This is a genomic window from Streptomyces sp. NPDC046727 (genome assembly GCF_040645635.1).
Lineage (GTDB): Bacteria > Actinomycetota > Actinomycetes > Streptomycetales > Streptomycetaceae > Streptomyces.
The window spans coordinates 185544-209648 of record NZ_JBEYYR010000013.1; the positions used below are offsets into that span (position 1 = coordinate 185544).

Below are 24105 nucleotides of genomic sequence, written 5' to 3' on the forward strand. Positions count from 1 at the left end.
CTCTTCCGCCCTGAGAGCGGCGGCCCAGTCGTGGCTCGCGGCCGCGATGGGCTCGGCGGCCGCGAACCGGGGCGGGCTGCGCTCCACCGTCCAGCGGGAGACGCGCAGGCGCTCCACCAGCGTCTTGGTGGAGCCCTTCTCTCGCGTGCGAGGAAATTCATGTGGGTTCGCACGGATTTCGTCGCGGGCCTGGTGAACAGGGCACGCTCTGCGCGGGCGAAGCCGTCCATGCTCTGGGCGCGGACCCGGGCCGCAAGCTGCACGTCGTCATCAGTCATGTGATCAGCAGACCTGTTCTGGCCCGTGGACAGAGGACTGCCCTCGCTCCTGGCCCCCACCACGTGGAACGCGTCGCCGACGTCCGTTATGACGACGTCCCCACCACCCAGGCCGACGAAGATTTCTGCTTCGCCGGCAACGGCTCACACCCGAGCTGCGCGACATGGTGGACCCGCTACCTCGATCGAGCACCTGTGACCTATGCCGCCACTGCACCGGAGGCGATGTTCAGGGCTTGATCACCCACCGGACTCCTCCACGTCACGTGCCAATGCCTAACATCAGTTCGATCTTGGAGATCCGATGATCGACCAGTGCGCAATCGGTCGACGTCACACCAACGGGGAGGGCATATGGGTTCCGCAGTCCGAACGATCCGCATCGGTGCGGCGAGCGTGGGGGTGGCTCTGACGCTGGGCGCGCTGGCGACGCCCGCAATGGCTCAGCCGCAGCTGTCTACGGCCGCCGTCCAGACGCAGACCACGGCGGCCCCCGCGCCGACGGGACTCGCCTACACCTACGACGCCGCGAGCCAGACCGTGACGGTCACCTGGGACCCGAAGGATCCGACGGACACCATCACCCGCAACTACCGCCCGGGGTCCTGCGGGCCGACACCCCAGGAACCCTGCTTCATCTCCTCCCAGATCATCCTGGGCAACTCGTTCTCCTTCAAGAAAGCACCCAACACCGCTCCCATGTACGTCAAGATCTACGCCGAGAGCGCCACCCACCAACTCACCGGCTCCTCGGTACTGACCGTCACCGTCTGATCGACGATCGCGCTCCGGCCCGGCGAGGCCGGCCGCCCGGAGCCGGTGTCCGCGAGGTCGGGCGGGGAGGACCGATGGCGCTCGTCGCCTGGGGATGCCTGCTCGGCGGTGGCCGGAAGGCCGGTACGGTCGGTACCGCGTACAGGACGGCGACGGTCGGCCCCAGCCGCCATGATGGCTGGCTGGACCTGGTGCTTCATCCCGGCCGCCTGCTCCCGCCAGCTGCCTGGACGTCATCCCCCGGCGCCCTGCCCGGGCGCCGGGGGACCTGGGCGCGTAGTCCCCGACAGCCGCGCGGCCGGCCGAACCCGAATCCCGCCCAGAACTGTTGCGGTGTGTGCGGCCTCGCGAAAGAGGACTCAGCGACAGCTCATTGGATCAGGTCGGTGTGTGGATGCTCCGGAGACGCCGGGCAGACATAGAGCTGCAGATTGTCGGCGCTGCCGACTTCGACCGCGGTCGGCTGCGCGGGATTTTGGCCGGCGACATGACTGTCGGCAAACGCGGCGGCTTGGTCCTCGTACGGCGCCCAGCCGCGCGTACCACCGTCCCACTCGAAGGAGGCGATGGTCAGCAGCGGAACCATCTGAGCGTCGCAGACAGAGCAAAATCGGCGATACGGGTCGGTGCGGCCCCACGGGGGCCAGCCGCCGACCTTCCAGCCGGGAGCGTCAGCCAGCTCACAGTCATAGAACTCCGCCGGATAGTCCGCGTACGAGCTGTCCACGCCGCCGCCAGCTGCCTGCCATCTGCTCCAGTCCCCCAGCAGCTGCCGCACCTCCGCGCTCAGATCAAGACTGTTGGGGTACTCGGTGATCTGCTCCGGCGCGAGCAGGCACGGCTCCGGCACATAGCCGTCGTAGTCCGCCTCATACGGTTCCGGCGGTGTGGCGAGAACGTCGACGACCGCGGCGGCGGATCGCCAGAACAGCGCGGTCGACGGCTTGTAATCCGGTTCGTGGTCGTAGGGGCACCAGAGAACTTGGAGCAGATCGGCCTGGCCGGGCGGCCGCAACAGGGGTATGTCTCGCAGATACAGCTGGGTCACGGGCAGCATGGGAACCGGGCTCTCCGAGGGCCACGGGGGGCCGGCGTCGAGACGTTCCATGAACACCGCGTCGTTCCGCTCCTTGATCGCCTCCTCCTCGGGTGTGTACTGAGGGCCGTGCGGATCACTGTGCAGTCGGGCCCGTCTGCGCCGCTCCAGCCTTATTTCTGCAGGTGACCTGGACATGCCGCTGCCGGGGTGCGAGCCGTCGCAGTGGGGCCACGGCTCATCAGCGGGCCACAGCAACGGACCCCCCACTGAACTCTCGAACACCGAAGGCGACCCGGCACGCGGATGCAGTCGAATCGCCGCCCGCGCCAACGGAGCCAACTCAGGAAAAACCGCAGCGACGTCGACCGGCCGCGGCGGAGTGGTACGAACAAACCTCATACCGGCGATCCTGCCACCAGCCACCGACAGTCCCCGGCCGCCTCAGCCGGCGTCAGCGCTCAACTGTCCTGTCGAAGTGCAGTTGGCACCTGAAAATCCTCATGGCCCTGCTCGACATCCTCGACTGCACCATGGACGACCTCATCGAGCCCATCGCGGCGGCCGGGGCCGTGAAGAAGCCGAAGAAGGCAGCCGCTGGCGGCTCGGCGCCCGAGTCGGAGGGGCTCGGCGGATTGCGTCCAAAGCGTGCTTGGATTCCGAGGAGTTGATCGGTCTTGACCACGGCTGACCAGCTGGATCGCGCCGTCGCGGACCCGATCGGCCTGATCACTGACCTCGTCACTGATGTCGAGAAGGAACTCGGCGCCGAGAGGATCCGGGCCGTGGTCACCGCGGTCGCGGGGCGGCCGAGCGAAGTCACGGAGCCTGGCCAAGGCCCTGGCGATGCGAGCCGCGCTCCTGACCGACGGCCGGACCCCGGCCCCCCGGGCGATCGGCGATCTGCCCGCCCCGACCTGACTTGATACAGGTGGGCAGCACACTGGGGACCCACGCGGAGCCCCGAGGGCGGGAGGCATTCAGAGAGTTCCAATACGCGGCTCCACCATTACACACGCTGCAGGAACTGGAGATGCGGACTCGGTTGGCACTGGTACCGGAGGGGGCGTGGGAGCCGGCGGGCTTCAGCGAGGAGGGCTGGCTGGAGCGGTCCGTGGTGCCCGCATGAGCGCCGATGACGGGCGCCCGGGATGCGGCCAGGCCGCACGCACGCCGGTTGCGCACATCTCCGCTGGAATCCCGCTAAAGGTCGTGATCGAGATCCTCCGGATCCTTGAGGGCGTCGTATGCCTCTTTCCAGGTCCGCAAAGACGCCGGTCACGCGGGCCCTGACCGCCCGGATCGCCGAGACCCGGCCCGGACTACCGGGCCTCACCGACTACGCCCGCCGCACCGCCAACAGCAGGACCACGCCGCTGACCGTCCTGCGCCTGTCGTGCCAACACCGGGTCCGTCCTCCCTGGCTGGCTCCCCCTGTCCGGTCACGAGAGTGGTGCGGATCTCCTGGATCACGTTGTACGGCCGGTGGGCGGGTGTGCTGCCGGGCACCGAGGTCCGCGGTGCCCGAGCCTGGCCGGGCGCCCTGTCGCAGTACTACAACAGGGGCTCCTGCTCGCCCGCCGCCGCGACAAGGCTGCGAGCGACTACTTTTACGGTTCCCGGGGTGTCCGGGGCAGGTTGTGCCATGCGTGTCCACAGGTGTTCTTGCACTCCGTTGTCCTACGGCGGGTGTCGGCGACGGCGAACACAGAGACGAGGACACGGAACGCCTTGACGTGCTCGTCGGCGGGGAGGCCCGCGAACCCGTAGCGGGGTGGGTCCATGCAGATCATCACAAAGGGGTTCGCCGTGCGCTTTACCCCGGAGCGGGCCACCCCTGCATGGCCGTCCGCGGACGTGATGTGCGCCTGCATCGCGTAGCCGGCGACCTCTTGCAGCACCTCCTGTCGGCGCGTCAGGCAGAGGCCGGAGAACCAGGTTGTCCCGTCGTCCAGCGTGCGGAGTTCTTGAGCGATCTCGTTGACGATCCGCTCGGTCTCGCCCCGGAAGCCACGGTCGTCCCCATGTTTCGTCTCGGTCATCTATCGATGATTCCAAGCCAGCCTCTGGGTGACGACATCCCTCAGGCGCCCGCCGGGCCGTGACCTCACACCGACCCAACAAACCGTCAACCGAGCCCTGTCCACGGCACGGGCGCCGGCCGAGTGAAAGAGCACAGTGACAGATAGCCTCTCCGTCGACTACGACAACGCTCTTGTAACTGTGCGTTTCAGTTGGCGAGTCTGCGCCAACCGGAATGCGTGGTGGCCTGCCCGTCCCCGGCTGCACGGACGCGCGAGGAAGCCTGTGGGGCGGACAACGGCGTCCCGGTTCTTGGCCGTTGGGCGCGAGCCGTGAGATCGTCCGCAGGTGACCGAAGCTGCAGGGGAAACGATTTTGGCACGACCCGACGACCGCGCCGCGTCCGTGATGCGCTTCGCGATGGAACTCGTCGCCTGGGTGGCGACACCCTGGGCGCTGGCCAGCCACTCGTGGCTGCTTGCCGCCCTGTCGGTGGTGCTCCTGATCGGCCTTCCCACGTGTTTCTCCACCCCGGGTGACAAGGCGCACGTGATCATCGCAGTACCGGGCTGGGTCACGATCCTCCTGGTACTTCTCCAGCTCGCCGCAGCCGTGGCTTCCTCGTGGATGGCCTGGCCTGCGTGGGCGGCGGGCATCGTGACCATGACGGCCGTCATCACCCTCGTCACGGAGCGCCGACGCTGGCGGTGGCTCGCCTCCGGCAAATCAACCCGCCAACTCAGGCACTCATCCGCCACCTGAAGCGCTCAGTCACAGTTCGTGTGACTGATTCCCCAACCTGCTTGGGCACTTTCGTCTTCTGCGGCGAGGGCGGCGAGGATCGTCCCGTTTTGTTTGCAGACTCCGAAGGCCGTGCGGCACTGATCGCGATCGGCCTGCCCGAACTACTTCAGCTCCTGCTGGTGGCCCCATGGTGGCGCGAATGCCAAGCGTTCACCAAGGAGGAAAGCGGCGAGCTCGCGGCCGAGTACTTGGAGGACATCCCAGACCTCTTCACCCAGCGAGACCATGCCGCCGCAGCCCTTGGACTTACCCTTCCTACCGAAGGGCAAGTCTTGGCCCGCCTCCGGGAAGTCGCGCTCGGTATCGGAAAGGACTTTGTCCCTGTCTTCACGCCGGAAGTAGAGCCCTACGCTCCTCTCTTCCAGAGCTGAGGCGCGTCATGGCGCAAGACCAGCAACTCCGGCGAGACGGCCGGCGCTGCCGAAGGTGCCGATGTTCCCGCCGGTGCAGACAACGAACTCCGCACCGCGTGCTGGGCCCATGCCGGGCATACTCAGGATCACCTCCACGTCGCGATGCTCGCGGAATCGGGCGCGATCTGAGCATCGATGTCGGCAGTTCGTCGTCCAGGGCCAGCACGGACCTGGCCAGGACGATCACCATGAACGCGGCAACAGTTTCCCCAGAAACGGAAGTGTGAGGCCCGTTCCAGAGCAGGGAAGTACTCCGGTAGCTCGGCGCGTCATCGATTGGTGGCGCGAGTGCGGTGCGCGGCGAGGTCGTAGCGGCGGGCGGCAAGGATCTTGAGTTCTACTGCGGTCTCGTCCCATTCCTGCAGGGGGTGCAGGTCTCGGCGCATCCGTGCCTGGTCGGCGATGACGTCGGCATCCTTCGCATCTGCCTTTCCGTCACGGTAGAGCAGTCGCTGACCGTGGTTGGAGAGCAAGGCGATCGGAAGCGCGGTGCCGCCGGCGTTCAGGTCGATCGCCCAGGTCACCGGGCAGTCCTCGGCCAGCGCGAGGACGTCCGTCCCTATCAATCCGAGCAGCTCGGACTCGTCATTGAGGACTCGTCGGGACAGCAGCCTGCTGCTGTCCGAGTCGATCACCGTGACCAGGGCATGAGCGCTTTCAGCCATACCTACCCAGGCCCCTGGTCTGCCGATCCTACGAAGGACCGGGATCAACCCGCCAACACGGTAAGAAGCGTTTGAGTTGCCGGATGAGCGTTGCAGTTGGCGGAGCTGAGCGCTTGAACTGGCGGACCGATGGGCCAGGGCCGGCGTGTAGCCACCGCTCAACGGGGCACGATCACAGCCACCGCCGAGGAAGACCGTAAACGTGAGTCGTTCAGCCATAGAACCCGACGGCGAGAGGGATCAGCATGCGGATCGGCATCGTCATGACTGCACGCCCGGGTCTGGAGCACCTGGCCGCCCGTGCGGAGGAACTCGGCTTCAGTAGTTTCTGGGTATACGACACGCCGATGGTCCATGGTGATCCGTTCGTCAGCCTCGCGCTCTGCGCCAAGTCCACCAGCCGGATCAGACTCGGTATCGGGGTCACCTCACCGGCGCTGCGCTCAGCGCCCGCCACGGCGGCGGCGCTCAGCAGTCTCAACGCCCTCGCTCCCGGCCGCATCATCTGCGGGGTCGGCACCGGCAACACCGCACGCCGCACGCTGGGCATGCGGCCTACGAAGACGGTGGAGCTGGAGTCGTTCACGGCCGCCCTACAGGATCTCACCGCAGGCTGCGAGACGGACTACCGCGAGGGAACCCGGACCAGCAGGGTGCGCTTCCTGCACGTCGGCGGCTACGTCAACACCGAGGACCCGGTGGAGTTCGTCGTGGCTGCATTCGGCCCGAAAGTTGCCGCCATCGCCGGCCGCCTAGGTACAGGAATGATCTCCTTCGCGCTGCATGCCCCCGAGGCCTGGTCCGCGCTCGGCCAGGCCCGCCGGGCAGCGGCACAGGCCGCGGGCAACAGCGAGAAGGCCCATTCCTACCTCATCTCCTCCCTGTACGTTCTTGCCGACGGCGAGGACCGGTACGGCGACGCCGTCAAGGACGCAATGGGGCACATCGCGGTGAGCGCGCTGATCCTCGCCGTGGAGAACCCGGCCTTCCGCGCGGCCCTGCCTCAGGAGGAGTCCGCGGCCGTCGACCGCCTGCTCCACCTACGCGATACCACGGCCACCGACCCCAACCGCCACCACACGCTCTACCACAATTATCTCGGCCGCCTGTCCACCGAAGACCGCGATCTCGTCGTGCCATCGCTGATGGACAGGTTCGGTCTGATCGGTACCAGGGACGAGATCAGACAGCAGATCAACGCGCTGGAGAAGTCAGGGGTCAACGAGCTCGTGATCCAGCCCGTGACGGACCCTGAGGCGGAAATGGCCGAGCTGGCGCGGCTCCTCCCCTGATGCTGCACAGCCACGGTCATCGCGGCCCCGCACCACCCCCCACCCTTCTCGATCGGCAGGGACGATGCCCAGCGGCCGGTGCAGCGGCGCGAGCGTCGGCGGAAACAGCGGCGGGTTGCTGTGCAGGGCGACGAAGCGCGGCCATCCCCGATTCAGATCCACGCCGGGCCGTCAGTTCAAGCGCTCAGCTCGCCAACTGCAACGCTCATCCGCCAATTGGCACACTCAGTCACAGTCCGGGCTCGCAGGTTCTTCGGGTCGCGGCTGCTACAGATCGAACTCCAGGTGCTCGATGCCCGTGAAGCGGACCTCCTCCAGCCGGCCGGCGCGGCGGCCGCTGTTGTGGAAGTACACCTCCCTGAGCCCTTTGCAGCGATCTCCCGAAGATGCTGCTCGGTGGCGCCCTGCCTGCTCCTGGGCCTCGAAGAGGCGGGCGGCGTAGCAAGGCGGGAGCGCCACCGTGAGGTGACGGAGGCGGTCCTCGTCAGGAAAGCCGATCGGCGCGGCGCAGCCGATCCGGGCCTGGGTGTCGATGACGATGCCGCCGGTGGTCGCTGCCTGCTTCTGCGCCTTGGCACACGGCACCTGCGGCAGCCACCACTGCTTCACCTCGCGCTCCAGGCGCGCGGCGAGTTGCGGGGGGGCTTCTTGATCTGGTCTTTCACGTACCGTTCGACGGTGCGCGGAGAGACCCGCAGCATCTGGGCGACCGCCTTGGTGCCCTTGAGCTGCTGGACCAGGTACCGCATCCGCGCGCCCGCGCCCTTGGGCGCCGGGCGGGTGGACGCCTTCTGCACCGCGGCGTCCAGGCCGTCCCCGCACAGGCTCATCGCCTACTCCTCATCTCCGTTCTCGGTGACGGTGCCGTCCTTGGTGTACCGGGCGAGGCTGAGCTGCGGGGCGTTGAACCGGTCGCGGACCTCCTCGCCCCACAGGACGCTCTGAGTGCCCTCGTACATGCTGCCCCGGCCCTTCGACGTTGTGATCAGGACGTTCCGAGCTCCTGACAGACGCCCAGGACGCGGTGGCTGCCGCCGAGCCCGAGCCACCGGTGAGAGCCGATCCAGTCCGCGTACGCCTTCATGAGGCAGAACCAGGAGTCCCAGGGGTACCAGGTGCACCGGCTTCTTCCCGGCCCGCCAGATGCCGCCGAGCACGATGCCCTGTCGAAGCCGGCGATCGACCCATCGAAGCCCCTGAAGTTCAACGCCCTGCACTCCGTCTACGTCGAAGCCTTCTGCGCTCCGCCCTGCAACGAAGACGAGGAGCAGACGATCAGTTCCGCGGTCGGCTAGTGGACAACGTCGGGCATACCGGCTTCACCCCGGCGCTGGCCTTCAGCGGAGCGGACGTCATCGGATTCCCCACCGCCTGGACAACACTGGCACCGTTCCGCACCGATCGCTGCTACCCGCAGGCCGCAGCGGGCCTGGGCCCCCAGCGCACCGAGCAAGGGCTGTACGCCGCCCGCAAGATCGACGAACTCGCCGTCCGCCCGGCCGACCACGGCACCGGACCGGCCGCCCGACTGCCGAAATCGGTCACCGGGGACGCCCACGACGGAGAGACCGGGCCTGCGGAAACAGCGCGTTCACGTCAATGGGAATCAGCGGTAATAACCGCTTCCTAGCGTGACCGGCCGTGGGATCAGAGTCGTATACACGGCCGTAGGAACAACTCCTGACGCCCGTCGACTCTCCCGTCCTGCCGATGACGCCAAGCGGGGCTCTGCAGCCCATGACTGCACCCGCACCCAGACCCACCGGAAGGCGCGACATGAGCACTACCGGGTCACGACTGACGCCGACAGACACGATGAGCACCGCCGCCGATCAGGCGGTCAAGGAGACGCTGGAGGACTACACACTCCGTTTCGCGCCCCGCAGTTACCGCCGCTGGACCCCGATGGTCGTGGCCACCACGGCCCTCGGCGGTATCGCCTACATGGCCGACTTCTCCATCGGCGCCGGCATCGGCCTGGCCCACGGCACCGGCAACGCGCTCGTGGCCATCGCCGTCGCCGCGGTCGTCATCTTCATCACCGGCTTCCCGCTCGCCTACTACGGCGCCCGATACAACATCGACCTCGACCTGATAACCCGCGGCGCCGGGTTCGGCTACTACGGCTCGGTGCTGACCAGCGTCATCTTCGCCAGCTTCACCTTCATCTTCTTCGCCCTCGAAGGCTCGATCATGGCCCAGGGCCTGAAGCTCGGCCTAGGGCTGCCGCTCTGGCTGGGGTACCTGGTGTCCACGCTGATGGTCATCCCGTTGGTGATCTACGGCATGAAGGCACTCAGCAAGCTCCAGGTGTGGACCACGCCCATCTGGCTGCTGCTGATGGTCGGCCCGCTCGTCTACCTCGTCGCCACCGACCCTGGCACGGTCGACCGCTTCCTCGCCTACGCCGGCACCGAAGGCGAAGGCGGCGTCAACACCGCCTCCGTGCTCCTTGGTGCGGGCGTCTGCCTCTCCCTCATCGCGCAGATCGGCGAGCAGATCGACTACCTGCGCTTCATGCCGCCCAAGACCGAGGCGAACAAGCGCACCTGGTGGACCGCGGTGGTGATGGCCGGGCCCGGATGGGTCGTCCTCGGCGCGCTCAAGCAGGCCATCGGCGTCTTCCTGGCCGTCTACATCCTGGCCAAGGTCGGCCCGGAGGCCGCGCCCGAGCCGATCCAGCAGTTCCGTGGCGCGTTCGACGCGATGATGCCGTCCTGGATGGTGGTCCCGCTGGCCGTCGCTCTGGTCGTCATCAGCCAGATCAAGATCAATGTGACGAACGCGTACTCCGGCTCGCTGGCCTGGACGAACTCCTTCACCCGCATCACCAAGCACTACCCCGGCCGGATGGTCTTCGTTCTGGTCAACCTGGGCTTCGCGCTCGCCCTGATGGAAGCCGACATGTTCAGCTTCCTCAACAGCATCCTCGGTTTCTACTCGAACTGCGCCATCGCCTGGGTCGTCACCGTCGCCACCGACATCGGGATAAACAAGTACCTGCTGAAGGTCTCCCCGCTCCAGCCGGAGTTCCGCCGCGGCATGCTCCACGCCGTCAACCCGGTCGGTGTCGTGGCGTTCGTCGCCGCCTCCGGTCTGTCGATCGCCATGTACTTCCACGCGCTCGGCGACACCCTCCAGCCGTACTCACCCGTGGCCGCGGCCGTCATCGCGTTCGTCCTCACGCCGCTCATGGCGATCGTCACCAAGGGCAGGTACTACCTGCGCCGCACCGACGACGGCATCGCGGAACCCCTCCTGGACGCCGACGGCAACCCGAGCGCGCTCACCCTCGACTGCCATGTCTGCCACCAGCCCTACGAGCGCCCGGACCTGACCGCCTGCGCCACCCACGACGCCGTCGTCTGCTCGCTGTGCCTGAGCACGGACAGGGTCGGCGACCACGTGCTGCCCGCCACCGCATAAACCTTGTTCATGTGACACCAGGCGGGCAGGTCGAGCGGGGCGGCGGGTCGGTGGCGATGACGTGGACGACGGCGCCCGGCGGTGCGCCGTCGACCTCCCGTCGACGGTGATGTCCGGGATGGGGATCTCGGGACTCGTCGGCGGTGGGCGGTAGCGGCGATGGCGGGCAGGAGGGCGAGGGAGAGGATGCCGCCGGTGAGGGCAACGGCGGGGTAGCTGGTGGCAGCGACCATGATGCCGGAGGCCATGCCGCCGATGGCGCCGGCTGTGGCGATGGCGACGTCGAGAGACGTCTTCGGCTTCGTCTCCGTGTTGGTCTCGCTGCGCTTGTGGCGGCCCATGGTCGGCAGGATCAGGTCCTCCTGCCCCGGCCATCGTGCGGTCTGGCTGACCGGAACCAGCACCACCGCGGCCGACACCACCACGGCTGATTCCGGATACGGCTTCATGCGGGACAGCCCCCACGGCCTGGCAGCCAACGTCGTCACGTGTTAGGGGTCAAGTGGCCCATAGACTGGTCCTGCTGATCTTGACCGCCTGACGGTCACACTCCGATGAAGCTCACTGTTTCCGTCACATCCGCTCGCCCGGTACGCAGCCGGGGCACACCTTCCTTCTCGAATCCCACCGAGACACCGCAGAACAGTATGAGCCCGTCATCGGCTCCGACTATCTGGCTGACGGTCTTGCGATACATCGTCCACATCACCTGGGGACAGCTGTGCACCCCTTCCGCCCTCAGCAACAGCATGACCGTCTGCAGGTACATCCCCGCATCCCCCACTGCCCGGGACCCATCGTCCGGTCGAGGTAGCAGAACAGCACGACCGGCGCTCCGAACGCCCCCGAGTTCAAGGCGGCGACCTTCATGGGCCTGTCGGGGTCGTCGCGCTCGATTCCCAGCGCTTCCTACCGCTGGGCGGCCGCGGCGGAAAAGCGGTCCAGATACGGCGTAAGCAGCTCGGCCGGATACATCGGATACTCCCGCTCATCTCCCGGGTCTCCCGCAAGCGCCCTGGCCGTCGCACGCTTCTTCAGCTCGGCCAAGGGCTCGCCGCCCACGACATAGACACGCCACGGCTGGAGGTTTCCACTCGACGGAGCCCGCGTGGCAGCGGTCAGCACTCGTTCGAGAACCTCTTTGGGTACCGGCTCATCGCTGAACGCCCGCACGGCCCGGCGACTGTCCACAGCTTCATACACATCCACGTGGTTCTCGTCCTCTCATTCAACGACAACCATCTCTCTACCCTCATGAGTACGCGCCGGAAGAGTTCATCGGCGGGGCAGAGGGACAACGGCTGTGCGGGCGAGTTTGCTGGTGAGCCGCTGGTTGTGTGCTCGAAGGCGGGTCTTCTACCCCGCCGGAAGGCTGCCGCGGACTTCTTCTTCAGCGATAGCTCGACCTGCCGGTCGGTGACCGCCTTCGCCGCTCCTGGGCCGTTCCGGTCCAACTCCTCCCCGAGACCGAGATCATTCTCGCGAACAGCGCTGTGGACCTGACGGGCTGGCATCGGCTTCATCCGGTGGGCTACGTTTGGAGCCATGACTACCGGGACGGCATTGCGCCACACACGGATTGGTGACCCGGTGCCCTTCTGAGCGCCGTACGGGCCGCTGCCGGCCCGCTGTTGGATCGAGGATCTTGCGCTACTGCGCGGGCTCCGCCTCCGTCGTGTTGATCACAGGCTCGACGCATCAACCACGACAGGAGAATTCATGCCCACCAAGATTTTGCAGATTCCCACTGCGGACGGGCAGGCCGACGCGTTCGCTGCCTTCCCCGGCGTTGGGGGGCGGCACCCGGGGGTGCTGATGTACGCGGACGGCTTCGGGATCCGGCCCGTGCTGCGGGAGATGGCTCGCGAACTGGCCGGGCACGGGTATTACGTACTCGTGCCCAACCTCTTCTACCGGCACGGCCCGGCACCGGTGATCGAGCTTCCCGAGCACATCGGAGAGGATGTCCGGCCCGCGGTCTTCGCCCAGTTGATGCCCTTGATCGAGGCGCACACCACAGAACGCGTCCTGAGCGATGCAGACGCCTATCTCACGTTCCTCACCGCGCAGCCCGAGGTCAGCGCCGGACCGGTCGCGGTGACCGGCTACTGCATCGGCGGCCTCCTGGCGACGCGCACCGCCGCGGCCCACCCCGGCCAGGTAGCCGCCCTCGCCGCATTCCACGGCCCGGTAGGAGTCGACGGTCCCGACAGCTTCTCCAAGCTCACCGCCGAGGTCCACTTCGGGCACGCCGAGAGCGACTTGACGCCCGAGGCCCTGGGCGACCTCAACCAGGCCCTGGCCGCGGCGGGTGTCGGCTACACCTCCGAGATCTACCCCGGCACCGTCCACGGCTTCACCATGTCCGACACCGATGCCTTCAACCCCACGGCACTGCAGCTTCACTGGGACCGCCTGCTGTCCCTTCTCGGCCGCACCCTGACCAAGAGCTGAGGCTCCGGCCCGGAAACAAGCCCGAAGTACACGTCCGGACGCACAGTCTTCGCCGGCCTGCCCGCAGGGGTGGAGATCCGCAACGAAGCGCGAGTCCACCTTTGGTATCAGGACAGGTTCGGCGTCCCGTGCCCGCCGTATGACTCCACTGAGGCGGCGATCGACGGTTTCGCCGCGACGACCATCTGCCTCGGAGTACGAGTGGAGACGAACGGCCAGTGGCGCGTGTATGCGCCGCTCGGCCTGTCGGACCTGTTCAACCTGGTCGTTCGGCCGAACCCGGGGCTTGCTCCACGGGCAGTCTATGAGGCCAAGGCAGCGCGGTGGCGAGAGCAATGGCCCGAGCTGACTGTTCTGGACTGGCCTTCCACGAGTTTCATGTCGGCCTCGTCCGTCGACTGACGTCGGCAGCGTAGGCGGCCCAGTCCGCCGCGGATGCCTGCTGCCATTGGACGGCGACCTTGATATGGACACCGAGCATCCGGGCGAGAATCGCGGCGGGGAGCTCGGTCGCGAGAGGGAACAGTGCGGTGGAGCGATCCGGGTGCCGGTCTTGTCCTTGCCACGGCGGGTTGTGACGAGCTCGCGGACGAGGCTGGTCAACGGCGCGGGCGGGTCGACCGGCGACGTGCCGAACGTAATGGAGACAGTGTCGCCATCGAAGCAGACGTCATCGACGGTGAGTTGGCTGACGGTGGGGATCTTCTGTGCGTAGGGGTCACCGCGCGCTGTCCGGGGTCGGCAGCGTGTCGTCGTTGAGGAGGCGGCGAGCGTCAGCCCAGCGTTTCTCGCTGTCGATGGTGCCGAGCCGGCCGGTCCAGCGGACGGTGCCGTAAGTCAGGCCGCGGGCATGTCGGTGCTGTACTGGCCGGCGCACGAAGTGGCCGGTCTCGTCGCGGTAGCTGACCGTGGCATCGGCCATCCACCGTGTGATGCCAGACCGCGTAGCCGTGCAGGATCCGGCGCTCGGCAAGATCGGTGCGGTCCTGGACCGTGGTGGTGATCCATTTCTCCAGAGCGATGAGCCGTTCGTCGCGGGGTGGGCGGTCGGCGGGCGCCAGTCGCAGCCAGGACACTGGGCAGGTGGGCCAGCTCCTTGCCCGGGGTAATGCTTCGAGCATCTCGTGGGTGACGGGCCACTCGTCGCATCCTGTGGGTCGCGTACTTGCTGGGCGAGGACGCATCGCTGGCAGGGGCGGGGGCTGAGCTGCCAGGTGGTAGTGCAGACCGGGCAGCAGACCCAGAAGTCGGCGCCCTGATCGCCGAGAACGTCGCACTTCGCGATCAACTCGCGAAAGGGCAGCTGTGGTGGTCCCTCTCGATCGCGGGCACGCAGTGCGAGAATGACCACCGGCACAATGTCCCCGGCTGAAGCTCGGGCAAGAGCAAAGCGTCACGCCGGCAGCCGGGTGAGTTGGACAGCCACGGCGTCGAGGACCCCGTCCAGGCCGGTCACGAAGGACGCCTCGGTGGCCACGTCCGTGACGTCGTACACGGCCTTGGCCAGCGCCGGGAAGCGGCGCGTGGCCAGCATTCGACTCAGCGGTCTTCAAAGGCCACGTCGGTTTCCGCCGGACATACTTCGGACACGACGCCTGCGGGCGCTCTTTGGGAAGTACGTAGCGTTCGACCAGATGAAGGTCGTGGGCGACGCCCGGTTCCGCGAAGTGGTCTTCACCGGCCAGGCCGAGTTCCTGTTCATGGTCGTCAAGGGCAGAGCCGACCTCCACGGACTGGTCTTCGAGCGCGTCGGGCATATGGGGACGTCACTGAAGTTGATTGGGTGATTTCGGTCTCGTTCGCCTGACTCTGACCGATTCAGTCCGATCGCACCGTTATGCAGGATATGCGCAGGGTGAGGCGACGAGGGCCCGGTGGTATCGGGTGTAGGTCTCGAAGACCTCGGCGACCTTGAAGCCGAGCCGGGTCAGCACGGCGCCACTCTTGCCATTTCCATGGGTGACGCCCGCGAACACGTCGGTGGCGCCCAACATAGTGGCTCCGTACTCGATCAGCGCACGGCAGGCTGCAGTGGCGTACCCATGCCCCGTTGCCTCGTGGTCGAGCCAGTATCCGAAGCCGTACTTGGGTGGGTTGACGGCCACAAGGTCAACGCGGCCGATGAGGGCACTGTGAAGGAGGACGCCGCAGCGGAGGGACGGGCTGGGGTCGTTGAGCAGCTCGGCATGTGCCGCCTTGTAGTCCGATGCGGCCAGCGCCTGGTAGTCGCCGTGCTGGGTGAGGTGTTCGCGATTTCGGTCGATGAGCGCGTAATATTCATCGGCTTGCTCAGCAGTGAGTACACACGACGTCAATCCGGAGACGTAGGTTTTGAGTTCGGGAAAGATATGCTTGTCGTGATGGCTACCAGCCATGTCGGCTGACCCTACGACGAGGGCTGGGCCCCTGCCATGGCTTTTTGGTGGCGTGCAGCGACTGGATGTCGGTCAGCCGTCCACGATCAGGCCGGTGCCGGTGAGACAGCGGTCGACCAGGTCCGGGCGGTACTGGATCTGCTTGAGTCGGTGCTTCACAGCCCGGGTGATCTGGCCCAGGTCGGCGGCGGCGAGGTTGCCAATGTCGCGCTTGACCAGCGACCAGATGCCCTCCTGCGGGTTGAGATCCGGCGCGCAGGAGGGCAGCTGGAATGCAGTGAGCCTGTCGGCGTTGGCTGCGATGAACTCCCGCAGCGGGGCGGTCAGGTGGATGCGGACGTTGTCCCGCACCAGCACGATCGGGCCGCCAAGCTGGATACGGGCCCGGATGAGCAAGCCACCCCGTTCGTCGTGAGATGGCACGGCAGGGGGCAACTAAGGGTTGTCCCGTAAATGATCTCCGTGCGGTCTCGGCTGCGGTTGCCCGAGGTGCGAGCCGTTCTCCTACCCGGCGAGGGTGAGGTTGTGCATCCGGGCGATGCCGAGCATGGCGTCGTGGACGCCGTCGCCTTTGAGGCGGCAGTCGCGGAGGATCTTCCAGGTCTTCATGCGGGCGAAGACGTGCTCGACGCGGGCCCGGACCTGCTTGTGGGACCGGTTGTGCTCTTCTTTCCAGTCGGGGAGTTCGGTCTGGCCCTTCGCCTTCCGGTGCGGGATGACCAGTCCGGTGCCCTGGTAGCCGGCGTCGGCGATCGTGGTCGTATTGCCGACGGCGGCCTTGGCGCCGGACTCCTCCCAGCCATGGGAGTCGTGGCGGTTGCCCGGCAGCGGCCGGCCGACCATCACGACGAGTCGGGTGTCCGCGTCGATGACGACCTGGTGAGCGGTGGAATACCGGTAGTTCTTGGACTGCTCGGCCACCGTGTGGTCGCGAGTGGGCACGAGAGTGCCATCCACGATGAGCACGGTGCCTTTGGCGAACCGCTTGCGGGGCTGGAGCGCGAGCATCGGCCCAAGGTGGTCGATGATCTGGTCCGCGGCCGACTTCGAGACCCCGAACAGCGGAGCGAGCTGCCGCATCGTCAAGTTCGTGCGCACGCCGCGACCAGCAGGGCCCGGTCCTCCAGCGGCAGGCTCCACGGCCGGCCCTTGCGGACCGCATCCGCACCCTCCCGCCGCAACACTGTCACCAGCTTGCCGAAGTTACGCGGGCTCAGCCCCGTGAACAGGGGCTATCCAAGATGGCTCCGACGCTGTGATCACACCAGCCACAGCAAGATCATCTCACCGTGAACAGCAGTTACGGGACCAGCCTTAGGATGGGAACGTGAGTGCGAATGAAGAGGGATTCCGGCCCGCTCTGACTCCCGGATTGACCGGGGCGGAGCTCCTGCGCTGGTACTGGACCCTGGCCGAACTGTCCGGCCTGGCCCGCAGGATGGGTCTGCCCACCGCAGGGGGCAAGCCCGCGCTGACGGCCCGGCTCGCCGCCGCGCTCGACGGTCTCCCCGCGCCGGAGCCGGCACGTCCCGCGCGGCGCGGCGGGCGCCAGCTCACGGCCCCCGTCGACGGTGACACCGTGATCCCGGAGGGCCAGCGGTGCAGCCAGGTGCTGCGCGAGTACTTCCTGCGGGAGATCGGGCCCGGCTTCCACTTCGACGCCTTCATGCGGGACTACGTCGCCCGGCATGCGGGCCACACCCTCGCCGAGGCGGTGGCCCGCTGGCACGCCACTCGGCCGCAGGCGGCCCGACCGCAGGAGATCGGGGCCCAGTTCGAGCTCAACCGGTTCCTGCGGGACTGGCACGCCCGCCACCCGGACGGCACCCGGCGCGAGGCCCTGGCGGCCTGGCAGCTCCACCGGGCGCGGCCCAGGAGCTGATCCCGGCGCCCGAAGCGGATCCGGGCCCCGGCGGTGTGCTGAGGGCTGTCCCGTAGTCCCTGGTGGATCAGTGCGCGGCGTCGGACGCGGTGCATCGCAAGGCGGAGGAGCATCCTCATACGGGGCGTATTCGGGCGTTCCGACAACGCAGCGAGGCTGCCGTAGCCGGCGTCGTGCGCCCGCCGGGGATTACGGGACAGCCCTTAGACGAGGGCGGACTCGATGACGCGTCGATGTGCGTGCTGTCGTTGCGGCGGACGTGGCGCACCTGATGCTCAGCGACATTGATGTGAGTGAGTGCCGTTTCGCCGGCACTATCCATCTCGATCAGCTCCGGCTGGAGGTGCGATGCCCTTTGGCCACAACCCAAAGCGGCTGGCACTGTCGCGTACTTGCGCCGGTGCGCTGGACCCAGCGGCAGGCTCTCGCCGAAGAACTCCACTGGCGGGCGGCACGCGAACCGGCGAGAGGCGACTGGAACTCGATACCAAACCCCGACGGCCCTGTGCCGCTGGAGCCGACCGCGCCGGCGCCGGTGCACCGGGCGCTGCGCAAGGCGTTTGAGGACGCCAAGGACGAGCCAGCACCAGACGTCTGCGGTGGGTCGTGGCCCGAGCGTGGAGTGTTCACCCGCAAGGAAGTCAGGCCAACTAGAAGCGGGCTCGCCCACTGATTATGATCTTGGTCATGTCCGTGCAGAATTCTGACAGAACCATTTCCCGTAAACAGAGGCTCCAGGAGAAGCAGCGCCGCCAGTTGGCGGTGGTCGACACCGTGGACAAGGCCGAGGCCAAGGTCCGCAAGGCAGAGATTGAACTGGCTGTGGCTGTCACCGAGGCTGTGCAGGTGTTCGGCGACGAGCAGTCCGCGTCCGAGGGGCTCGATATGCCGGTCGAAGCGATCCGGCGCTTCCTTGGCATGGCACAGGACGAATCGGCCAGTGCCAGCGACGTCGCCGGCACATCCTGAGTTTGGCGTGCGCGAGAGCCGTGGTGCGAGACCGGTACCGGCGCCCGAGTCACCAGCCCGGCCCGCACCGCGTCGGTGCGGCCCTCCACGCTGACTACCGGGCCCGGTTCGCCCAGGCCTAGCAGTACGTGCAGGTCAGACACGCCGACGTGCTCATCGAGGCCCTCCAGGCAGTGCGGACGAACTCCTCGACATGGCGCCGCCGAGGCTGGCTACCCGAAACCCCACCTCCCCCTTGCGAGCGAGGAACGGGCGGGCCAGCCTCCAGCCGCCAGGCGCTTCTGGGGCCAACTCGGTGAGCTGGCACACCACTTCGAACCCAGTGGGGCCGGGATCAGGACCACTGCTCCTGGGCGGCGTTCCATTCCCGGCGGGCGTAGGCGCGGACCGCGTCCCGCTCGGCATCGGTGCATCCGTTCTCCGGCGCTGACGGTATGCCACCGGTGCTGCTGGTCCCGGGCTGGTGGTACCCCATGTGCTTGACCAGGGCGAGGGATTCCTCTTGGAGGAGGCGGCCGACGATCGCGTCGACGGCCATGAAGTCGAAGCCGATAGCGACCCGGTAGGCGTGATGACACACGTTGGGGTGTACGGAAAGCTCGCCGGCCAGCTGGGCGGGGAGCGTGAGGACGGCATACAGCGCCCAACAGGCCCGTAGTGCGCGGTCAGTTACCGCGACGCTCCCCTGGGCTCCACTTCTTCAGACCCCCTTTGACCTGCGGAAACGCCGGTGAGAGGGGATCTTTTGCTGGTTCCGGTGGGCACGGAGTGGGCACCGGTCCTCGATTACGGTCTTGGACATTGGCGTACATCGAGACCAAGCAAAGGAAGGACGGGGAGTCCAACTACGTCGTCCGCTGGCGTGCAGGAGGATCCCGGACAGGCAAGAGGGAGTCGGAGATGTTCGAGCCGTACGCCATGAAGCAGATCGACCTGCTCACCGGTGTCCAGGGTGACACCAAGGCGAAGTACCGGCGGTTGGTCGAGCAGAACATGTCGCCGTGGTTCAAGAGCTACTCCGTTCGGGACGGAGAGGGCGGCATCACCCGCGAGATGATCCAGCAGTGGGTCAACGACCTCTCCGCCGGAGCGCCGGCCCCGCACGACGAGAAGGACCGCAAGCCCCGCACGAAGTACAAGCCGAAGACGGTCGCGAACCAGCACGGCCTGCTCCATGCGGTCCTCCAGGCCGCAGTTGACGCCGAGCCTCAGCTGCGGACGACGAATCCGTGCAGCTACACGCGGCTGTCGCGCCTGGACGGCGAAGAGGTCGAGGAGGAGATGGTCTTCCTCGAACGCGAGGAGTGGGCGTGGGTCCATGAGTGCATGGCGGAGGATGCAAAGGAACTCGCGGAGACCGGCGGTCGCTGGGGTGAGATCACCGCGCTTCAGCCACGCGACCTGCGCCGCCGGAATGGCCGCCCTGCGATCCGGATCCAGCGCGCCTGGAAGCGGGACGAGGACGGCAAGCCGTACCTGGGGGCTCCGAAGACGAAGAAGAGCCGCCGCACCATCGTGATCACTCACCAGCTGGACCAGATGCTCCGCCGCCGGCCCAAGGGCAAGGCGCCGGACGACCTGCTCTTCACCGGCCCCGAGGGTGGCCGATGAGATGCAGGAACGTTCCGCCGCCTGCGTTGGGTGCCGGCGATGCAGCTGACTGCGGAGAAGTTCGGCCTGATCAAGAGGCCGCGCTTCCATGACCTCCGCCATTCTCACGCGGCGTGGCTGATCGCGGCGAAGGTTCCGCTGCCCGCGATCCAGGCCCGGTTGGGCCACGAGTCCATCACCACCACCGTGGACCGCTACGGCCACCTCCTTGACGCGCTGGACGACGAGGTCATGGCCGCTGCCGAGTGGGCCATGGACCCGACGGCACCCCTGCCGGGGTTCCTCCTGCACTCTGGGCTCGCCGACGCGACCAAGGGGCTTCCCGCCGTGCCCCACCAAAGGACCGGGCAGGGGCAAGACCTGTGGAGGGACGGGAACGACATGGCGCAACCAGGTACCGTGTTCGGCGTCGAGCCCGTGTTCGTCGTCACGCTCGGAGGCCGCGAGCTTCCTTTCGCGGACCGGGACCACGCCCAGCAGGTGGCCGATCAGTGGAACGACGATCGCGCAGAGGAGATGGACGCGATGCACGCCGACAGGTGGCCAAAGAACAAGGTCACACGTCATGGCGCCGTCGGTCCTGGGGAACGTGAGCGGTGGGACGGCGGCGGAGGCGTCCGGACGCGCGTGCCGGACCGCCAGTTCGTCCACTACGCGATGGCGGCGTACGAGTCCGACGGAAACTCCTCGTACGAACCGCTGCCGCTGGCCGGCCGGTGGACATGGGAGTTCGAGGGCGACTCCGTCACCAAGGCGGTCGCCGAGCCCCGCACCGAGTATCGGCCCAACGGAACCACGGAAGCCCACGCCCGCGGACTCGACAAGGGCGCGGTGATGACGGCCTTCGACAAGGCCCGCGCGACGGCCCTGCAAGTCTGCTCGCGGAACCCCTACCTTCGCCCGCTGGACTCCACCGTATGAACCGACTGCTTGAGCTCGTCGGTGGGGCAGGGCGGATGTCGGGTGACAGCTGACGGCTGCCCGGGCCGGTCGTTCATGGCCCGGGCAGCTTCAAGTCGACACCGATTTGAACTTCAGCGCGCGGTTTCAGACACGGTGGATCTGGAAGCAGCGGAGGGCGGCGAGGCCGACCGTCGCTGCGATGAGCTCGTGGACCTGCGGTTGCAGGTGGAGCAGGTAGTAGAGAGTGCCCGACACCAGGATGTCGGTCAGGCGGGGGCGGGCCCACTCGATCCGCGCGGCGCACCCTCTCTGTGATTGCATGGTGGAGTCCTCCTTGTCGTCGTTGCTCTGGTGGCAGGTGCGGGACGCTTCAGGAGGCCGCCCCCGGCAGGGCGGCCTCCGCGTCTTGCGGTAGACGGTAAACGGCTGGAGGGGACCTTGACCCGATCAAGGGTTGCAAAGTCGGCCAAGTGCCCAATGTGGTCGCCAGTAAGCGAGTTGGCGTTCCAGCCCTGTTGTACAAAGTCGCCATAAGGCTCTGACCTGTGGCTTCTTCGCGCCGTTCTGCGCAGATCAGCCTGGAAGATCATCGTCCGTTATGAACTTGGCGAGAACTGATCCGTTGCGAGTCAATAGAATCGAACCCATGAACGACGGTGCGCCCCGACTCGACTGGCTGCGTTTCGCGCGGCGTGTGTGGAGCAGCAGTCCCGGGCGAGCCTCGCCCCAGATCGACCGGTGGATTGCAGAGGAGGAGCGGCGCGAGGCCGAGCGGTAGCGCGGTGCGCAAAGCCAGCCGCTCGATCCCGACTGGCTGGTCCAGTACGGCCTGAACCGCCGGAACGTGGACGGGGTTCACGCCGGACACTGCTGGGCAGCGAAGCAAAGTGGTTGATGCCGCCCCGTGACGCGTCAGCAGGTGCCGCCATGTGTGCATTGCCGCCCGGACACAGCGCTGGGCTTCATGGAGGGGTGACTCCGTCTTCGAGCCGCCATCCAGCGGGGTCAGCCTGCGGCCGGCACCGTACCTTTGCCGTCGCCGGTCGCCATGCCCAGGCTATCGGTCTCGCCGCCGTCTTCTCCCCCGGCTGCTTCTTCGCAGCCACCCCTTTCCTCGAAGCCGCCAGCTGATGCACCTCTGCCTTGCGAGCTGACCCACCGCGAACGGCCTTCTACTTTTGCCCCCGATCCTGTAGTGGAGTCATCAGACCCAGCACCTGTGCTGGCTGCTCTGCCTCCGGGACCACCTGGAGGGGCTCTTCCTCTCGTTTGGCAGCAAAGCTCCGATTTCTGTGCGGTGAACCCCACTACCAGGGTGCTGTGCGACCGGATGCGAGCGTTTCGATTAGCAGAGAACGCCTGTGGCAGCTTGATGGGTGACACCGCCGAGCTCCCATTTCGGCATCGGGCGCAGACCGCCGCTTCGAATTACAGTCGAGAAGAATTGACGCGGCCAGCAGGTCAGGTAGTTCACCTCTGTCTTCTTGTACCGTGCACCCCTTAGATCAGTCAGATGCATGCGCGTACTCAGCAACAGTGCACGCTCAAGATTCACACGCCTGAGGCTAGCCTCGGATAGATCAGCTCCAATAAAATTGGCTCCTCTCAGATTGGCGTCATCGAAAACTGCACCATGCAGCTTAGCGTCGCGAAACGAATAGCCCTCCAGATCCATTCCACTAAAGTCTGCATCAAGCAACTCCTTACCTGCAAAAGAAAGGTCCTTGATCGAATGACGATGCGGGTCGAAGCCAGAGATCCGTGAAGATAATTGCACATTGGCACGCCACGTAGCTTCTTCCTGAGTTTTCTCGAAAGAGTGCTGCAGGAAGAATACGGATAGGCTAACAGCGAAGCCCGTAATCAACCCTCCCCCGATACCGGCAAGAACGCTACTTTCGGTGGCTGCCTGATGTGTTCCAATTGCCATTTTCCAGGCGATGCCAGCGAGAAGCAACCCGGCGACAATCAGCACAATTACCAATGCCCACTGCCAAGGACTTGCTGTCATATTTCCCATGATCACGGAATCCCGGAGGAGGGTCCACTCGACAGCCTGCGGAAAGCTGAATAATCACCCGCACGGGTGGTCTGTGATTATTGCCGCTCAAATTACCCACCCGCCTCCTGGCCATGGGGACCACGTCCGGGCTCTAACAGCGCCTAAGAGGTCCTAACAGAAGTAGTTGATGGTGTGACTGTCGGCTTGGATGCTCGTTGGTCCGTTCGTGACGAAGAGTAACTCCCGGCCGTGGATCGTCTCGGATGAACTGTGGTTGTTGATCGAGCCGTTGCTGCCGGTCCCGGAGCCAAAGCTGGTGTCGGGGCGGCCTCGGGTTCCTGACCGGCAGGCTCTGTGCGGGATCCTGTTCGTGCTGCATACCGGGATCCAGTGGGAGTACCTGCCCCAGGAGCTCGGCTTCGGCTCAGGCATGACGTGCTGGCGACGCCTGGCATGGTGGAACGAGGCCGGAGTGTGGGATCGGCTCCATGCCGTCCTGCTGACGAGGCTGCGATCGGCGAAGCAGTTGGACTGGTCGAGGGCGGTGATCGACTCCAGCCACGTCCGGGCTGCCCGACGAGGCCCAAAAGCGGTCCCAGCCCGGTCGACCGAGCACGTCCGGGCAGCAAGCACCACATCCTCGTCGACGGGCAGGGCATCCCACTTGCGGTGTCGCTGACCGGCGGAAACCGCAACGACGTCACTCAGCTGATACCTCTGCTCGCGAAAGTTCCGTCCGTCGCCGGCCTGGTCGGCCGACCGCGGAGACGGCCTGACAGGCTGCTGGCCGACCGGGGCTACGACCACGACAAGTACCGCCGTCTCGTCTGGGCCCAAGGCATCAAACCTGTGATCGCTCGCCGAGGCATCCCGCACGGCTCTGGTCTGGGCGTTCACCGGTGGGTGGTCGAGCGCACCATCGCCTGGCTGCACGGCTTCCGCCGCCTACGCATCCGATGGGAACGACGCGACGACATCCACGAAGCCTTCCTCGGCCTCGCCACCTGCCTCATCACCCACCGACACGTCCAGCGCCTTTGTTAGGACCTCTAACACAATGAGGTGGTTCGGCGCTGATGGCCGTGTCCGGGGTGGGGGTTGAGCGTTCGGCTCGGTGTGGGGACGTCGCCGTGGATCGTGTCGGATGAGCTGTGGGATCGCCTTGAGCCGCTGCTGCCGCAGCGCGAACGGCGCTTCCG

The 24105-nt window shown here is 66.7% G+C and carries 27 protein-coding genes and 8 pseudogenes; 20 read left to right on the top strand and 15 right to left on the bottom strand.

Going from position 1 to position 24105, the window contains the following annotated elements:
* The first annotated feature begins 161 nt into the window (after positions 1-161).
* Both ABZ937_RS18910 and ABZ937_RS18915 read left to right on the top strand, forming a co-directional pair.
* A complete protein-coding gene (locus ABZ937_RS18910) occupies positions 162-518 on the top strand; it encodes a hypothetical protein (RefSeq protein WP_361693160.1) in 357 nt (118 codons plus the stop codon).
* 114 nt (positions 519-632) lie between these two features.
* Positions 633-1052: a hypothetical protein gene (locus ABZ937_RS18915; RefSeq protein ID WP_361693162.1), complete on the top strand. Its 420-nt coding sequence runs from the start codon at positions 633-635 to the stop codon at positions 1050-1052.
* A 370-nt stretch (positions 1053-1422) separates the two neighbouring features.
* Here ABZ937_RS18915 and ABZ937_RS18920 read toward each other — a convergent pair whose 3' ends face one another.
* Positions 1423-2490, bottom strand: coding sequence for a hypothetical protein (locus tag ABZ937_RS18920; RefSeq protein WP_361693164.1), 1068 nt, complete (start codon positions 2488-2490; stop codon positions 1423-1425).
* Between the two features lie 101 nt (positions 2491-2591).
* On the opposite strand from ABZ937_RS18920, the gene ABZ937_RS18925 reads away from it, so the two are divergent.
* Entirely contained in the window at positions 2592-2759 is a 168-nt protein-coding gene (locus tag ABZ937_RS18925) for a hypothetical protein (RefSeq protein ID WP_361693166.1), read from the top strand.
* A gap of 939 nt (positions 2760-3698) precedes the next feature.
* On the opposite strand, the gene ABZ937_RS18930 is transcribed toward ABZ937_RS18925, so the two are convergent.
* On the bottom strand, positions 3699-4130 hold the full coding sequence (locus tag ABZ937_RS18930) for a DUF5958 family protein (RefSeq protein WP_361693168.1): 432 nt from the start codon (positions 4128-4130) through the stop codon (positions 3699-3701).
* A 25-nt stretch (positions 4131-4155) separates the two neighbouring features.
* Between ABZ937_RS18930 and ABZ937_RS18935 the strand changes: the two are divergent.
* From ABZ937_RS18935 to ABZ937_RS18945, 3 genes and pseudogenes are all read left to right on the top strand, one after another.
* Positions 4156-4254, top strand: a pseudogene (locus ABZ937_RS18935) (IS5/IS1182 family transposase); the annotation flags it as partial.
* A gap of 204 nt (positions 4255-4458) precedes the next feature.
* Positions 4459-4872, top strand: a complete 414-nt coding sequence (locus ABZ937_RS18940; protein ID WP_361693170.1) for a hypothetical protein — start codon at positions 4459-4461, stop codon at positions 4870-4872.
* A gap of 41 nt (positions 4873-4913) precedes the next feature.
* Entirely contained in the window at positions 4914-5285 is a 372-nt protein-coding gene (locus ABZ937_RS18945; RefSeq protein WP_361693172.1) for a hypothetical protein, read from the top strand.
* Between the two features lie 9 nt (positions 5286-5294).
* On the opposite strand, the pseudogene ABZ937_RS18950 reads toward ABZ937_RS18945, so the two are convergent.
* A pseudogene (locus ABZ937_RS18950) lies at positions 5295-5992 on the bottom strand (transposase); the annotation flags it as partial.
* Between the two features lie 245 nt (positions 5993-6237).
* On the opposite strand from ABZ937_RS18950, the gene ABZ937_RS18955 reads away from it, so the two are divergent.
* Positions 6238-7284, top strand: a complete 1047-nt coding sequence (locus tag ABZ937_RS18955) for an LLM class flavin-dependent oxidoreductase (RefSeq protein ID WP_361693174.1) — start codon at positions 6238-6240, stop codon at positions 7282-7284.
* A 267-nt stretch (positions 7285-7551) separates the two neighbouring features.
* On the opposite strand, the pseudogene ABZ937_RS18960 reads toward ABZ937_RS18955, so the two are convergent.
* Together ABZ937_RS18960 and ABZ937_RS18965 are read right to left on the bottom strand one after the other, a co-directional pair.
* Positions 7552-8114, bottom strand: a pseudogene (locus tag ABZ937_RS18960) (XRE family transcriptional regulator).
* A 3-nt stretch (positions 8115-8117) separates the two neighbouring features.
* Positions 8118-8243, bottom strand: coding sequence for a hypothetical protein (locus tag ABZ937_RS18965; RefSeq protein ID WP_361693229.1), 126 nt, complete (start codon positions 8241-8243; stop codon positions 8118-8120).
* A gap of 123 nt (positions 8244-8366) precedes the next feature.
* Between ABZ937_RS18965 and ABZ937_RS18970 the strand changes: the two genes are divergently transcribed.
* The 3 genes from ABZ937_RS18970 (at position 8367) to ABZ937_RS18980 (ending at position 10710) form a co-directional block, all read left to right on the top strand.
* On the top strand, positions 8367-8579 hold the full coding sequence (locus ABZ937_RS18970; RefSeq protein WP_361693176.1) for a hypothetical protein: 213 nt from the start codon (positions 8367-8369) through the stop codon (positions 8577-8579).
* Positions 8579-8914 (top strand): hypothetical protein, encoded by a 336-nt coding sequence (locus tag ABZ937_RS18975; RefSeq protein ID WP_361693178.1) that lies wholly within the window; start codon positions 8579-8581, stop codon positions 8912-8914. Before ABZ937_RS18970 ends, ABZ937_RS18975 begins: the two co-directional genes overlap by 1 nt.
* Before the next feature lie 146 nt (positions 8915-9060).
* Positions 9061-10710, top strand: coding sequence for an allantoin permease (locus ABZ937_RS18980; protein WP_361693180.1), 1650 nt, complete (start codon positions 9061-9063; stop codon positions 10708-10710).
* Here the strand turns inward: ABZ937_RS18980 and ABZ937_RS18985 are convergent.
* Positions 10602-11159, bottom strand: a complete 558-nt coding sequence (locus ABZ937_RS18985) for a hypothetical protein (RefSeq protein WP_361693225.1) — start codon at positions 11157-11159, stop codon at positions 10602-10604. The genes ABZ937_RS18980 and ABZ937_RS18985 overlap by 109 nt on opposite strands.
* A gap of 95 nt (positions 11160-11254) precedes the next feature.
* Positions 11255-11919, bottom strand: a pseudogene (locus ABZ937_RS18990) (nitroreductase family protein).
* A gap of 510 nt (positions 11920-12429) precedes the next feature.
* On the opposite strand from ABZ937_RS18990, the gene ABZ937_RS18995 reads away from it, so the two are divergent.
* A complete protein-coding gene (locus ABZ937_RS18995) occupies positions 12430-13164 on the top strand; it encodes a dienelactone hydrolase family protein (RefSeq protein WP_361693182.1) in 735 nt (244 codons plus the stop codon).
* 33 nt (positions 13165-13197) lie between these two features.
* Positions 13198-13566: pseudogene (locus tag ABZ937_RS19000) on the top strand (nucleotidyltransferase family protein); the annotation flags it as partial.
* 316 nt (positions 13567-13882) lie between these two features.
* On the opposite strand, the gene ABZ937_RS19005 reads toward ABZ937_RS19000, so the two are convergent.
* Together ABZ937_RS19005 and ABZ937_RS19010 are read right to left on the bottom strand one after the other, a co-directional pair.
* Positions 13883-14086 (bottom strand): hypothetical protein, encoded by a 204-nt coding sequence (locus tag ABZ937_RS19005; protein WP_361693184.1) that lies wholly within the window; start codon positions 14084-14086, stop codon positions 13883-13885.
* A gap of 471 nt (positions 14087-14557) precedes the next feature.
* A pseudogene (locus tag ABZ937_RS19010) lies at positions 14558-14707 on the bottom strand (TetR/AcrR family transcriptional regulator); the annotation flags it as partial.
* Between ABZ937_RS19010 and ABZ937_RS19015 the strand changes: the two are divergent.
* Positions 14688-14951, top strand: coding sequence for a hypothetical protein (locus ABZ937_RS19015; protein WP_361693186.1), 264 nt, complete (start codon positions 14688-14690; stop codon positions 14949-14951). The pseudogene ABZ937_RS19010 and the gene ABZ937_RS19015 sit on opposite strands and share 20 nt — an antisense overlap.
* Before the next feature lie 48 nt (positions 14952-14999).
* Here the strand turns inward: ABZ937_RS19015 and ABZ937_RS19020 are convergent, their stop codons facing one another.
* The 3 genes and pseudogenes from ABZ937_RS19020 to ABZ937_RS19030 all read right to left on the bottom strand — a co-directional run bounded on the left by ABZ937_RS19020 (position 15000) and on the right by ABZ937_RS19030 (position 16811).
* Entirely contained in the window at positions 15000-15539 is a 540-nt protein-coding gene (locus ABZ937_RS19020; RefSeq protein ID WP_361693188.1) for a GNAT family N-acetyltransferase, read from the bottom strand.
* Positions 15540-15611: 72 nt separating this feature from the next.
* Positions 15612-15935: a transposase gene (locus ABZ937_RS19025; RefSeq protein WP_361693190.1), complete on the bottom strand. Its 324-nt coding sequence runs from the start codon at positions 15933-15935 to the stop codon at positions 15612-15614.
* A gap of 108 nt (positions 15936-16043) precedes the next feature.
* Positions 16044-16811, bottom strand: a pseudogene (locus ABZ937_RS19030) (transposase).
* A 55-nt stretch (positions 16812-16866) separates the two neighbouring features.
* Between ABZ937_RS19030 and ABZ937_RS19035 the strand changes: the two are divergent.
* The 3 genes from ABZ937_RS19035 to ABZ937_RS19045 all read left to right on the top strand — a co-directional run bounded on the left by ABZ937_RS19035 (position 16867) and on the right by ABZ937_RS19045 (position 18390).
* On the top strand, positions 16867-17421 hold the full coding sequence (locus tag ABZ937_RS19035; RefSeq protein WP_361693192.1) for a DUF6434 domain-containing protein: 555 nt from the start codon (positions 16867-16869) through the stop codon (positions 17419-17421).
* 235 nt (positions 17422-17656) lie between these two features.
* Positions 17657-18094: a hypothetical protein gene (locus ABZ937_RS19040; protein ID WP_361693194.1), complete on the top strand. Its 438-nt coding sequence runs from the start codon at positions 17657-17659 to the stop codon at positions 18092-18094.
* A 14-nt stretch (positions 18095-18108) separates the two neighbouring features.
* The gene (locus ABZ937_RS19045; RefSeq protein ID WP_361693196.1) at positions 18109-18390 is read left to right on the top strand and encodes a hypothetical protein; all 282 of its coding nucleotides are present in this window, start codon (positions 18109-18111) and stop codon (positions 18388-18390) included.
* Positions 18391-18724: 334 nt separating this feature from the next.
* On the opposite strand, the gene ABZ937_RS19050 is transcribed toward ABZ937_RS19045, so the two are convergent.
* A complete protein-coding gene (locus ABZ937_RS19050) occupies positions 18725-18970 on the bottom strand; it encodes a hypothetical protein (RefSeq protein WP_361693198.1) in 246 nt (81 codons plus the stop codon).
* 320 nt (positions 18971-19290) lie between these two features.
* On the opposite strand from ABZ937_RS19050, the gene ABZ937_RS19055 reads away from it, so the two are divergent.
* A complete protein-coding gene (locus tag ABZ937_RS19055) occupies positions 19291-20001 on the top strand; it encodes a hypothetical protein (protein ID WP_361693200.1) in 711 nt (236 codons plus the stop codon).
* A 39-nt stretch (positions 20002-20040) separates the two neighbouring features.
* Positions 20041-20922 carry a tyrosine-type recombinase/integrase gene (locus tag ABZ937_RS19060; protein WP_361693202.1) on the top strand — a complete coding sequence of 294 codons (882 nt, stop codon included), beginning with the start codon at positions 20041-20043 and terminating at the stop codon, positions 20920-20922.
* Positions 20923-21048: 126 nt separating this feature from the next.
* Here the strand turns inward: ABZ937_RS19060 and ABZ937_RS19065 are convergent, their stop codons facing one another.
* Both ABZ937_RS19065 and ABZ937_RS19070 read right to left on the bottom strand, forming a co-directional pair.
* Positions 21049-21225 carry a hypothetical protein gene (locus tag ABZ937_RS19065; RefSeq protein WP_361693204.1) on the bottom strand — a complete coding sequence of 59 codons (177 nt, stop codon included), beginning with the start codon at positions 21223-21225 and terminating at the stop codon, positions 21049-21051.
* A 1024-nt stretch (positions 21226-22249) separates the two neighbouring features.
* Positions 22250-22915 (bottom strand): pentapeptide repeat-containing protein, encoded by a 666-nt coding sequence (locus ABZ937_RS19070; protein WP_361693206.1) that lies wholly within the window; start codon positions 22913-22915, stop codon positions 22250-22252.
* 199 nt (positions 22916-23114) lie between these two features.
* Here ABZ937_RS19070 and ABZ937_RS19075 point away from each other — a divergent pair.
* Positions 23115-23950 (top strand): IS5 family transposase gene (locus ABZ937_RS19075; protein WP_361693208.1). Its coding sequence is split into 2 segments (ribosomal slippage): positions 23115-23493 and positions 23493-23950, totalling 837 coding nucleotides; the frame shifts between segments, so codons are not numbered across the junction.
* A 54-nt stretch (positions 23951-24004) separates the two neighbouring features.
* Positions 24005-24105: pseudogene (locus tag ABZ937_RS19080) on the top strand (IS5/IS1182 family transposase); the annotation flags it as partial.

Bases quoted from the DNA above. Each gene is read 5' to 3' on its own strand.
- ABZ937_RS18925 (WP_361693166.1), top strand. From the start codon at position 2,592: ATGGCCCTGCTCGACATCCTCGACTGCACCATGGACGACCTCATCGAG.
- ABZ937_RS18985 (WP_361693225.1), bottom strand. From the start codon at position 11,159: ATGAAGCCGTATCCGGAATCAGCCGTGGTGGTGTCGGCCGCGGTGGTG.
- ABZ937_RS18930 (WP_361693168.1), bottom strand. From the start codon at position 4,130: ATGACCGAGACGAAACATGGGGACGACCGTGGCTTCCGGGGCGAGACC.
- ABZ937_RS19065 (WP_361693204.1), bottom strand. From the start codon at position 21,225: ATGCAATCACAGAGAGGGTGCGCCGCGCGGATCGAGTGGGCCCGCCCC.
- ABZ937_RS18995 (WP_361693182.1), top strand. From the start codon at position 12,430: ATGCCCACCAAGATTTTGCAGATTCCCACTGCGGACGGGCAGGCCGAC.
- ABZ937_RS19055 (WP_361693200.1), top strand. From the start codon at position 19,291: ATGTTCGAGCCGTACGCCATGAAGCAGATCGACCTGCTCACCGGTGTC.
- ABZ937_RS19005 (WP_361693184.1), bottom strand. From the start codon at position 14,086: ATGGCCGATGCCACGGTCAGCTACCGCGACGAGACCGGCCACTTCGTG.
- ABZ937_RS18955 (WP_361693174.1), top strand. From the start codon at position 6,238: ATGCGGATCGGCATCGTCATGACTGCACGCCCGGGTCTGGAGCACCTG.
- ABZ937_RS18915 (WP_361693162.1), top strand. From the start codon at position 633: ATGGGTTCCGCAGTCCGAACGATCCGCATCGGTGCGGCGAGCGTGGGG.
- ABZ937_RS19070 (WP_361693206.1), bottom strand. From the start codon at position 22,915: ATGACAGCAAGTCCTTGGCAGTGGGCATTGGTAATTGTGCTGATTGTC.
- ABZ937_RS18920 (WP_361693164.1), bottom strand. From the start codon at position 2,490: ATGAGGTTTGTTCGTACCACTCCGCCGCGGCCGGTCGACGTCGCTGCG.
- ABZ937_RS19020 (WP_361693188.1), bottom strand. From the start codon at position 15,539: ATGGCTGGTAGCCATCACGACAAGCATATCTTTCCCGAACTCAAAACC.
- ABZ937_RS18980 (WP_361693180.1), top strand. From the start codon at position 9,061: ATGAGCACTACCGGGTCACGACTGACGCCGACAGACACGATGAGCACC.
- ABZ937_RS18965 (WP_361693229.1), bottom strand. From the start codon at position 8,243: ATGTACGAGGGCACTCAGAGCGTCCTGTGGGGCGAGGAGGTCCGCGAC.
- ABZ937_RS18970 (WP_361693176.1), top strand. From the start codon at position 8,367: ATGAGGCAGAACCAGGAGTCCCAGGGGTACCAGGTGCACCGGCTTCTT.
- ABZ937_RS19045 (WP_361693196.1), top strand. From the start codon at position 18,109: ATGTCCGTGCAGAATTCTGACAGAACCATTTCCCGTAAACAGAGGCTC.
- ABZ937_RS19060 (WP_361693202.1), top strand. From the start codon at position 20,041: ATGCAGCTGACTGCGGAGAAGTTCGGCCTGATCAAGAGGCCGCGCTTC.